The sequence below is a fragment of the Mesorhizobium carmichaelinearum genome (assembly GCF_900199455.1).
GTDB lineage: Bacteria > Pseudomonadota > Alphaproteobacteria > Rhizobiales > Rhizobiaceae > Mesorhizobium > Mesorhizobium carmichaelinearum.
In genome coordinates, this window is sequence record NZ_FZQR01000071.1 from 1 (window position 1) to 10163 (window position 10163).

The following is a 10163-nucleotide window of genomic DNA, read 5'->3' on the forward strand; positions in this document are numbered from 1 at the left end:
TGTTGGTGGACGAATATCAGAACTTCACACCCACTGTTTTGCGGGAGCTGCTGCATCTTCAGGAGCGGTGCGGCTTCGCTTTACTGCTCGCCGGCAACACTCATCGGTTAGCGGGCACGAGGCGTGACACCCACGCTGTGGATCAGATCGAAAGCCGTATCGGCATGCGTTTCGAGATCGGGCAGCCGACGCGGGAGGACTGCGTGAGGATTGGCGCCGAACACAACGTTGAGGGAGCCGACGCCTACGAGGCAATCGCCACCTACGGGCAAAACACCTCCCTTCGCGCGCTTTGCCATCTCCTCCAGAATTGCGCTGCCGCTACTAGCGGCGTCGGCAGCATTCGTCTTCCCCGGATCGAGACCACGCTTCGCGGCATGTCATGCGGCAGCGACGCGCTCAAGCTTCTGCACCAGCGCCGAGATGACCTGCGAAGCCCGGATTAATTCCGGACGGCGATTCTGGACGGCATAGCGCGTTCGGCGGCGAAAAGGAAACCGGCGGCGGCCGCGAATTCGGTCTGATGCTTGGAAGGCGTATATGCGCCGGGCGACCAACACCATCAACTATGCTCGCACCCTTCCGCTCGCCCAAGGGGTCACGTTCGAGGTCGAGTAGGCAACGAGCGAAGAGGTTGCCGCCCGAAAGCCACGCTTAGCTTCATGTCCAGACGCCACGCACGTATGGGCGGCGAGCCCTGCCGGCGTCCTCCCCGCCGGCAGGGCGGTACATTTCGGAGACATACTGATAATTGTGAACGCGATATTACAAAAGATACTCATTCGATAATTTGACTTTAACATTAATTCCATTCACCCTGGCATTCAGATTAGTCGCGAAGTGAAGAAGTCGGTTGTAAGGGCGGCAGACGTATGACGGTCGTCACCTGCAGAGTACGTTATGTATAGATTGAGGACACCTAAGAGCCCATGACAGAAATTAATCAGATAAGAAATAGGCTAACACTAAGCCAGAAGGGCACGTTTCCGCTATCTATACAGGCGTTCGGGTTGAATTTAACTATACACGAAGGTGTCTTTTCGCCGTTTGAGTTCCAAAACTGGCGTTGGCTGACTGAGAATTTTCCACCTGTCGCTGGGAAAAGCATCCTGGAGATCGGCTGCGGGTTTGGTCTCCCAGGGCTGTACCTCGCGAAACACGGCGCAGAGTCCTTGGTTGCTTGTGATATTGATCCTAAGGCAGTCACAAACACGCTGGAGAACGCTGAAAGAAATGGCATCCAGAACGTGGAGGTAGTCGGAAGCGACATTTTCTCAAATATTACGCCCCACCGAAAATTCGACTTTGTATTTTGGAACTATCCGTCGATCTTCGCACCGGACGATTACGAGTATAGGGACGATCTCGAACGAGGAGCGATCGATCCGGGTTATAGATTGCTCAACCGCTTCCTATCGGAAGGGCCAGAATTCCTCACCGAGTCGGGCAGTATCCTGCTAGGCTTCGCCAGCGGCGCCCGGGACGACCTTCTCTCGGAGATTATCCACGCGAACGACCTTGCTTCCGTACTTCTCGGGTCCGGTGCGTATCCCCACACGAGCCAGATCTACAGGTTGTTCTCCATACGGAAAAGGAGACCAAGCGCATGACTACAGAACGGTTGCATCGTGCCTTGACTACCATTTTCTGTTCGATCTGAGGGAAGCTGGCGCTCACTGTCGTCGACGTTTGACTCGCCGTCCCAACATAGAGCCGGGGGGGGTACCGAGGTTGATCGTTACGGTGTGATCTGCATCATGGGCGTGTGTTGAATGGTCGCCTGGACCTCACGCTCCCGTGTTTCAAGTTCCGCCGGTAGCGGAGCGCCTGCTTGATCCATGTCGATAAGCGCACCATAACCCGTCTTCTGCAATTTAACAATGTTGGATATCGGACACCGCGGTTAGGAGATACCAATCCTGATGCTATTGCTGAACGTGCCCGCCTTTGGACCCACCAGCCAGTCTGGACACTCCGGTTTCGGCTGCCAGAATTACGGGGATCAGACCGCCCGCACTGGGGTGGGCATGCATTTTGCAGTATCGGACTCGACAGAGTGTGTACAATACATTCTGTGGTGCCGGAACTGGCGCTATGTAGATGCTTTTTAGGTATTACGGAGTGTCCTGAATGAACAGAATATCATTGATTCAAGTTCTTCTCTCTGGTGTGAATTCTAGTATCGGCAGCATATTGCTAAAGTGGAGTCGGACGTCACTACCGGTGGACGCTGGCTTTGCCGACAAATTTCTCTCGGCGGGATTCATAGGTGGAGCTATATTTTACAGCATAAACGTCGTGTTGTATGCAAAGGCCCTCGACTCTGTGGAGGTGTCACTCGCTTATCCGATTGTGGCGGGGTCCGGATTTGCGATTGTGACGGTTGCGGCGTGTTATATTTTTGGAGAACCGTTCCACCTGTTCAAGTGGATTGGCCTCTCGCTTGTCTTGGCCGGTATTACTTTTCTCGCCCAAGGAGGCTGAATGGCTATCCAGCCTGATGAGGATAACAACAAGTCATACGACGTGGCCAATACGCGACGAGGAAGAAAAAACGGGAATAGAATAGGAACAAAATTCATACAAAGCGTCACCCGAGTGGCTGACGCCCCGCTTTCAATGTTCGTTTAGCCATCGGAATCGTTCCAATCTTCCAGACCATATATGTCGGCGCCGGCGGTCCGATGACAAGCTGCTCCACAGACTGGTTTATCAATAGTTTTCTGCCGAGATCGCCCGCTTCATCGCGCCGGTCGCGCGTCTCGTCGATTGTGACGCGCACTCTATGAGCTGACGACCGTGGCGGCAAAGACCGATCCTAACCCTAGCCTTCACGGTTGGGCCTCACGGAACAGTCCAATAAATTAACAGAACCTTTGCGATCGCAAATCGCTGACGGTGCTATGGTTCCACAAATTCGCGGCCGACCTTGGGCGGATTGTGCCCCGCTACGCCCAGCCCCTAGTTTGGAGAAAAACAATCAATGGCAAGAATAGCGCTCGTCGTCGCAAAAAACCAAGTGATATGCCGAGTTCTCGCATACAACACCAGTCCCGAAGCCTGGGGGGGGGCTAGTGCGTAAATGGCGCAAGGCTAACAGACCTGAGATGCTGTTCGGCCGTGCGAAGCTATCGTATGGCAGCCCGCGCTAAGCCACCAACGTTGGCAGTCACAAAAAAGTCACCTCACCATATTTTTAGAAATAGCGAGGGATTAAGAGATGCGTCGAAAAGTATCATTCATATTCGGTGGGATCTCGACAGAGTATGATGGATCGCTCTCATCATTCAGATACATAATTGGCTCTTACTTGGCTATCCCCGATACGAACCGCCCATTTTCGGTTAAACATTTGTATCATGTTAGCCGAGATGATGGCCTCGTTCGCACGATACCATTTCGCCCCTCGTTTACGATTGCTGATGTGCAGGCGGAACTTTCCGGCGTAAACACCCGCCCTGGACGAACTCTACTTGCCATGTTTGATGCGGTTAAGTCGCGCGACGAATACATCGTGAACTTGTTGCACGGACAGTTTGGAGAAGATGGAGGAGTTCAAACGCTCGCCGCGCTTTCGAAGTTGAACGGGACGTTCGGTGACCCGTATGTCGCATCGTTGACAATGAATAAATATGCAATGTCTTCGTTCGTTTCCTATTTATTGTCCGATGAAATCGTCAGAGTGCCAAAAACAAAGTTAGTAAAGCCCGGAAACGTAGAAGAGTCAATTATTAGTGCGATATCACTCGGAGTGCCAATTGTCGTAAAGCCTAATTCACTTGGCTCTTCTCTATTTACCAAGCTCTTTTACGACCCAATTAGATATCATGTCGACATTGATGCCCTTATTCGTACTATATTTGAATACGATAACGCAGCGCTATTACAAGAGTTCATACCTGGAGACGAGTATTCGTGTGGTTGTATAATTGGGTCGGGAGAGATAATTTCGCTTCCGGTCGTAAAAATTGAGGCGGGATCAGGTTTTTTTGGGCGTTCTGAAAAGTACTCCGGCGGATCGGGCAAAAAGACGAAATTGGAGTCGTCTGACAGACTGTCTTCTGTATTGACATCTATTTCAAAGGACATAGCGTCGTCGATAGACGTATACAACATGATCCGAGTTGATTTCAGGATCACAGAACTGCTCGAGGTATTTTTTTTAGAGTGCAATTATATCCCCGGTTTAGCAAAAGACAGCACTTTTACGGCAATGCTCCACCATCATGGCATGACAGTTATAGATTTCATATATTGGCTTGTCACCCAATCAAATTCCTTCACAAAGCCAAATCATTACATTGGGGACGAGTCTATCTGAGAGACCTACACGCACGCAGGTATGTCCAAAGGATCCGCTTTATAGGGTAGTGTGCTGAGAGTTCTGCAAATTCGCTCAGAAAGGACTGTCCTGGCAGGTTGCTGATGCTCAACGTCACCCGATTCCCTCGCGAGGAACGCCACCATGACCAAGACTGAAGGTAAGACCGCCAGCGCCGTCGTCAAAGACATTCTTCTTTCGAACCCCGACGGGCTGCGTGAAGTGATCCGCACAGTGCTGCAGGAAGTGCTCGAGGCCGAGATGGAGGAGAGCTTGGCGCTTCGAAGAGCGAGCGCACACCGGAGCGTCTCGGTTATCGCTCAGGCCATTACGGCCGCACCCTAATCACCCGTGTGGGCAAGCTGGAGCTGCGGGTGCCAGGATCGCTCGGGCCGCTTCTCCACCGAGTTGTTCGAGCGCTACCGGCGCTCCGAACGGGCCTTGGTTGCAACGCTTGCGGAATGTATGTGCAGGGGGTGTCTACGAAGAAGGTCAAGACGATCATCGAGGAGCTGTGCGGCAACGCCTTCTCGGCCTCGGCGATCTCGGCCATCAACAAGCGCCTGGACGAAAGCCTCCGGGCTTTTGCCGAGCGCCCGCTTCATGAGAGCTGGCTCCGCTTGTTTGGACAGCGCCCCGCGGAATTTAAGTGGGCATCCTGCCGGGTTGCGTTGAGCGCGGGGCTTTGCGATTTTGCTGCGGCGTCGGAAGGGCGTAGCCCGACCAGAGCTGCAGCAAAATCGCGCGGCGACGATCATGCAGCCGTCGCCATCGCTTGCGCGCCGAAATAAGCCTCGTCGGGGGTGCGCCCGTCAAGGCTCGAATGCGGGCGCCCTCCATTATAAAAGGCGAGATACCGGGCGATCGACGCGCGGGCTTCGGACACGCTGTCGTAGGCGCGCAGATAGACCTCCTCGTATTTGATCGTGCGCCACAGCCGCTCGACGAAGACGTTGTCGCGCCAGGCACCTTTGCCATCCATGCTGATGGACACGCTCGCCGCCGTCAGCGCGCCTGTGAACTCGAGGCTGGTGAACTGGCTGCCCTGGTCCGTGTTGAAGATCTCGGGTCGGCCATGTCTGGTCAGGGCCTCCTCAAGCGCTTCGACGCAAACCGCCGCCTCCATCGTGATTGAGACCCGATGGGCCAGCACCCGCCGGCTGAACTCGTCGAAGACGGCTGCCAGATAGACGAAGCCGCGCCGCATCGGGATGTAGTTGATGTCAATCGCCTAGACATGGTTCGGCCGTGCGATCTTCATCCCGCGCAACAGATACGGGTAGATCTTGTGGCCCGCGGCTGGCTTGCTCGTGTTCGGGCGCCGGATAGATCGCGGAAATCCCCATGCGCTTCATCAGCGTCGCGACATGGCGGCGGCCGACCGCGACACTGGCTCGCCGCAGCAGCGCCCGAGGCATACGCGCCCCGGCGAAGGGGTAATCGAGATGCAATTCGTCGAGCCGGCGCATCAGCGCCAGGTCCTCGGCCGAAACCGGCCGAGGCTTATAGTAGACCGTGCTGCGGGGCAAGGCCGAGCATCTTGGCTTGCCCGACGACTCGGAAAGCCGTGCTCGCGGTCGATCATCGTTTTGCGCTCAACAGGCCGGCTTTGCTGAGCGCGCCCTCTAAAAAATCTTTGGCCAGCGTCAGTTCGCCGATCTTCGCATGCAGCGCCTTCAAATCGACCGGCGCTTCGCTCGCCCCCGCCTTGTCCGGCCCGAACACCCCGTGGTTCGGGTGAACGTCGATCTGTTGCGCCAGCTCGGCCAGCGTCTTCTCCCCCTTCACGGCGGTCAAAGCCACCTTCGCCTTGAAAGCCGGTGAATGCGTCCGGCGGCTTCTCTTCGTCATGTCTGCTCCTGATTCGCAGCGAGAAACCTCGCCACCGTCAGGCAGGAAATCCACTTATGCCACCGTCCGAATTTGCAGAGCCAGCTCTATGAGCCCTTTGCCTACCTCGTGCTCGATGCCCGCTACGAGAAGGTGCGCGAGGCCGGCGCCGTCATGAGCCAGGCGGTGCTGATCGCGGTGGGCATCGACTGGGACGTATGCATACGATGAAGGCCGCCGACTGACGCGCCACCTTGAGGCGTTAGGTGAGCGAACATTTGCTCCTGGCGCCGCTCCTGGAGTCCTACTTTCGCCTGCGCTTGACCAAGCAGCGCAACGCGACTCCCGCGACCGTGGCCAGCTATCGCGACGCCTTGCGCATCCTGATCCTCTTTGCCGCCGCCCGGTTGCGGAAGAGGCCGGCGGCGTTGACGCTCGAAGATCTCGACCGAGACCTCGTTCTGCCACCGGCCAAGCCTCAGTACTTCTGAGCTCGAGCAGATGGCCCGCTCGGGGCCGGAGGTGGCGGATATCTTCCGCCGCTACGGCGAAGCCTATCGCGTGCAGCATGACGCGTCGCTGTCGACCGCGCAGCGTCGCGTCATGACGGCGATTGAACTCTGCCGCACCGCCGCGCTCGGCGGGCATGTCGAGCAGTGCGATCAATGCGGCCACCAGCGCATCGCCTTCAACAGCTGCCGCGACAGGCATTGTCCCCGCTGCCAATCGCTGGCCCGCGCGCAATGGCTGGAGGACCGTCGCGCCGAGCTTCTCGACACACAGTACTTCCACGTCGTCTTCACGCTGCCGGGTGACATTGCCGCCATCGCCTATCAGAACAAGGCGCTCGTCTACGGCCTGCTCTTTCGCGCCACCGCCGAGACCCTGCGCACCATTGCCGCCGATCCCAAACACCTGGGCGCCGAGATCGGCTTCTTCGCCGTGCTGCACACCTGGGGCCAGAATTTGCTGCACCATCCCCACCTGCACTGCGTCGTCCCAGGCGGCGGGTTCTCGCCGGACGGCACGCGATGGATCGCCTGCAAGCCCGGCTTCTTCCTGCCGGTCCGGGTGCTCTCACGCCTGTTCCGACGATTGTTCCTGGAGCTTCTGGAGGAAGCCTTCGCGGCCGGCCAGTTGAAGTTCTTCTCTAGCTTGCAGGCCCTGAGCGAGCGCGACGCCTTCCGGCGCTATCTGGCGCCCCTTCGAAGGCCGAGTGGGTGATCTTCGCCAAGCCGCCCTTCGCCGGACCCGAACAGGTCCTCGACTACGTCGGCCGCTACACCCACCGCGTCGCCATCTCCAACAACCGCCTCGTCGACATCGAGGATGGCGCCGTTCGTTTCCGCTGGAAGGACTATCGGCACGGCAATCGACAGAAGGTCATGACCGTCTCGGCCGACGAGTTCATGCGCCGCTTCCTGCTGCATGTCCTGCCCGACGGCTTCCATCGCATCCGCTATTACGGCTTCCTCGGCAACCGCCACCGCGCGCAAAAGCTCGCCCACTGCCGCGACCTGCTCGGCATGCCGGCTCCAGAGGCGTCGAACAGCTGCTCGGCGAAGGACTACCGCGACCGCTACGAGGACCTTACCGGGCATTCCCTCCGGCAATGCCCGGCCTGTCATCAGGGGCGGATGATCGTCATCGAAACGTTCGACGGCGTCACCGGACCCCCGCCATACCGGGATACATCATGAAAGAAGCGCTCAGCTTTCGTCGTCACCGTATCGCCCGCGCCGTTCGGCCGCAAAACCGAGCCGGTCCCGCGAAGGTGTGCGCCATCACCCCCGGGCAGCCTCTCCCGGCAGGGCGCGGCGCCGGTCCTCACCTTGCCGCAACCGATATCGGTGCCGCTTTCGGCGCAGGCGACCCCTGCAATCGCCGCGTCCAAGACCGCATCCGCGCCCACGCCATGCCGGTTCATGGGCACGGCCTCAATTGAACGCCCATAGCGGCCATCCGTGCCGGCGGCTTAGTCCAACACGTTTTTAGCTCACCGTCGCGATCCACCACTGCGCGCTCTCGCCAGCCGCCTTTCTGCGCGACGCCAAGCTAAAAACGCTTTGCATTATGCCGCACGCCGAACTATGCCGAGCCCCTGTCTTGATCGTGAAGGTATCAAGCGCCTTGCCCGCGATTATCGATCCAGACCGGTCGTTGACACTCGGCATAGTTTTGTCCTTCAAAGGGCGTTCAGGAATTCCAGAAGCCGGTCGTTTGGTCGAAATCGTTCGGCCTTTCGGCGTTCATAGGGCTTCAGCTTGGCAAGCGCGGATTCCTTCAGTTCAAGATGTGCGTGAAGGTAGGTCAGGGTCGTTTCCATCGTCTCATGGCCCAGCCACAGGGCGATGAACGAACAATCGACGCCCGCCTGCAGCAACTCCATGGCAGCGCTGTGCCGTAACACGTGGGGCGACACGCGTTTCGAGCGAAGCGGGACGCAGTGCTCACGCGCCTTGGCGACATATTTGTTCAGCAGCGCCTGCACGCTGTCGGAACTGAGCTTGCCGCCGTGCACGTTCGGAAATAGGGCCGTTGCGCCACGCTTCCTTGGTTCCTTGAGCAACACTGAAGGGCTTGCTGTGCAACCTTGGTGAGCGGCGTACTTCGCTCTTTCCGGCCCTTGCCGATACATCGCACATGGGCACCGCGGCCAAGCATCACGGAGTCCCGGTCGAGATCAACGATCTCCGAGACCCGCAGCCCCGTTTGCACGGCCAGCAACAGCAGAGTGTGATCGCGCCGACCCAGCCATATGCTACGGTCCGGGCAGGCTAGGATCGCTTCAATCTCGGGTCTGGTGAGAAACTGAAGCTGCCGCTTGTCGGATCGCTTGCTTGGGATCGCGAGCACGCGTTGGATGAGCGCCGCAACCTCGCCGGCGCGCAAGCCGAGCTTGGCCAGGACCATCAGAACCGCATAGTCCCGGAGCCCCATTGCCGTGGCCCGATCGCAGGCATCGAGAACCTGCTGGACCTTCTCTGGCGGCAGGAAGGTTGGCAGGCCAGCAAGCCGCCAGCGACGTATTGATGGCACGCAATTGGCCAAGGCCACCGCAATGAAGCCCTTCACATGCAAATAGCGCATGAAGGCGCGCACCACCCCGCACATTGCCTTGCCGCTGTCGGCGGAGCCATCAAGAGCATGTCGCTCGACATAGCCGATGACGATCTCTGGAGTGAGCGCCGCGAACCCGTCAGCGCCCGCCGGACAGGTCTCCTGCAGAAACCGATACGCGAGGGGCTTGTGACGTTCCACCGTGGTGAGGGCCAGACCTCTCTCGCTCGTGAGATAGGCCGCGAATGCCTCAACAATCTGCTCTTGCTCCGTGGGCTCGATTGGAGGCGCGGCCGGAACCAAGCCTTCATCTCGCAATGCGGAAAGCAAGCGCCGGAGAGCTGCCCGGTCCCCCGCGTTGATGCTCCAGTGCTTCGAGCGGTGCTCAAGATACTGCTCAACGTGGGCTTCTCCTAAATCCCGGGGATCGTGCCCGTTGCCGACGTGCCAATCCATCAGGTCACGAAACAGGCTTAGCGATCGCCGCGTACACTGCTGTGCAAAGCCTTCGTCCGACAATCTCGCCGCGTAAACCCGTGAAAACTCGCCATAGGGACCGTGGATCAGCTTCCGGTAAAGCTTGCTGCGTTGCAGATACTCATTCGCGTTCATATGTCCTCTCCTTCGCGCCAATCGCGACGGAGAGACCCTAATCTATGCCGAACATGCAGCGGCTAAGTCATAAAAAACATGGGAGGAAACGCGTCCGCTCGGCATAGTTCGGCGTGCGGCATAAACCGCCAAGCTCAACAATGTCGATCCGCAAGCCTGGCTTACCGATGTGCTTCACCGCATTGCCGGGCACCCCGCCAATCGCCTCGACGGGTTGCTGCCGTGTTGGGGTGGACGGCTCCCAACAGCATCGCAATGTGCCAGAATGAGTTCGTTGAAAGCTCAATCGAGGGAGACCGTCCGTGGAAGAGATTATCAGAATTGGCATGGATACGTCAAA

7 protein-coding genes and 5 pseudogenes are annotated in these 10163 nt (G+C 57.9%); 9 read left to right on the plus strand and 3 right to left on the minus strand.

Annotated elements, in window-relative coordinates:
* The first annotated feature begins 2 nt into the window (after nucleotides 1-2).
* From CKW40_RS41200 to CKW40_RS43505, 5 genes and pseudogenes are all read left to right on the plus strand, one after another.
* The gene (locus CKW40_RS41200) at nucleotides 3-446 is read left to right on the plus strand and encodes a TniB family NTP-binding protein (RefSeq protein ID WP_095205262.1); all 444 of its coding nucleotides are present in this window, start codon (nucleotides 3-5) and stop codon (nucleotides 444-446) included.
* Between the two features lie 483 nt (nucleotides 447-929).
* On the plus strand, nucleotides 930-1610 hold the full coding sequence (locus CKW40_RS41205; protein ID WP_095205263.1) for a methyltransferase: 681 nt from the start codon (nucleotides 930-932) through the stop codon (nucleotides 1608-1610).
* A 520-nt stretch (nucleotides 1611-2130) separates the two neighbouring features.
* On the plus strand, nucleotides 2131-2484 hold the full coding sequence (locus CKW40_RS41210) for a DMT family transporter (RefSeq protein ID WP_095205264.1): 354 nt from the start codon (nucleotides 2131-2133) through the stop codon (nucleotides 2482-2484).
* 826 nt (nucleotides 2485-3310) lie between these two features.
* Complete coding sequence (locus CKW40_RS41215) at nucleotides 3311-4321, plus strand: D-alanine--D-alanine ligase family protein (protein ID WP_244571538.1); 1011 nt, start codon at nucleotides 3311-3313, stop codon at nucleotides 4319-4321.
* A gap of 144 nt (nucleotides 4322-4465) precedes the next feature.
* Nucleotides 4466-4944: pseudogene (locus tag CKW40_RS43505) on the plus strand (transposase); the annotation flags it as partial.
* 131 nt (nucleotides 4945-5075) lie between these two features.
* Here the strand turns inward: CKW40_RS43505 and CKW40_RS41230 are convergent.
* A pseudogene (locus CKW40_RS41230) lies at nucleotides 5076-6172 on the minus strand (IS3 family transposase).
* A gap of 84 nt (nucleotides 6173-6256) precedes the next feature.
* On the opposite strand from CKW40_RS41230, the pseudogene CKW40_RS41235 reads away from it, so the two are divergent.
* The 3 genes and pseudogenes from CKW40_RS41235 to CKW40_RS41245 form a co-directional block, all read left to right on the plus strand.
* A pseudogene (locus tag CKW40_RS41235) lies at nucleotides 6257-6367 on the plus strand (transposase); the annotation flags it as partial.
* 50 nt (nucleotides 6368-6417) lie between these two features.
* Nucleotides 6418-6642 carry a hypothetical protein gene (locus CKW40_RS41240; RefSeq protein WP_244571539.1) on the plus strand — a complete coding sequence of 75 codons (225 nt, stop codon included), beginning with the start codon at nucleotides 6418-6420 and terminating at the stop codon, nucleotides 6640-6642.
* A gap of 10 nt (nucleotides 6643-6652) precedes the next feature.
* Nucleotides 6653-7851: pseudogene (locus CKW40_RS41245) on the plus strand (IS91 family transposase).
* 485 nt (nucleotides 7852-8336) lie between these two features.
* On the opposite strand, the gene CKW40_RS45675 reads toward CKW40_RS41245, so the two are convergent.
* Together CKW40_RS45675 and CKW40_RS45680 are read right to left on the minus strand one after the other, a co-directional pair.
* Nucleotides 8337-8642, minus strand: a complete 306-nt coding sequence (locus tag CKW40_RS45675) for a tyrosine-type recombinase/integrase (protein WP_179298309.1) — start codon at nucleotides 8640-8642, stop codon at nucleotides 8337-8339.
* Entirely contained in the window at nucleotides 8627-9823 is a 1197-nt protein-coding gene (locus tag CKW40_RS45680) for a site-specific integrase (protein ID WP_342202977.1), read from the minus strand. Before CKW40_RS45680 ends, CKW40_RS45675 begins: the two co-directional genes overlap by 16 nt.
* Before the next feature lie 124 nt (nucleotides 9824-9947).
* Between CKW40_RS45680 and CKW40_RS41260 the strand changes: the two are divergent.
* Nucleotides 9948-10061: pseudogene (locus CKW40_RS41260) on the plus strand (transposase domain-containing protein); the annotation flags it as partial.
* Nucleotides 10062-10163 lie beyond the last annotated feature (102 nt).

Coding starts and splice junctions, on each gene's coding strand:
- CKW40_RS45680 (WP_342202977.1), bottom strand. CDS start 9,823: ATGAACGCGAATGAGTATCTGCAACGCAGCAAGCTTTACCGGAAGCTG.
- CKW40_RS41205 (WP_095205263.1), top strand. CDS start 930: ATGACAGAAATTAATCAGATAAGAAATAGGCTAACACTAAGCCAGAAG.
- CKW40_RS41210 (WP_095205264.1), top strand. CDS start 2,131: ATGAACAGAATATCATTGATTCAAGTTCTTCTCTCTGGTGTGAATTCT.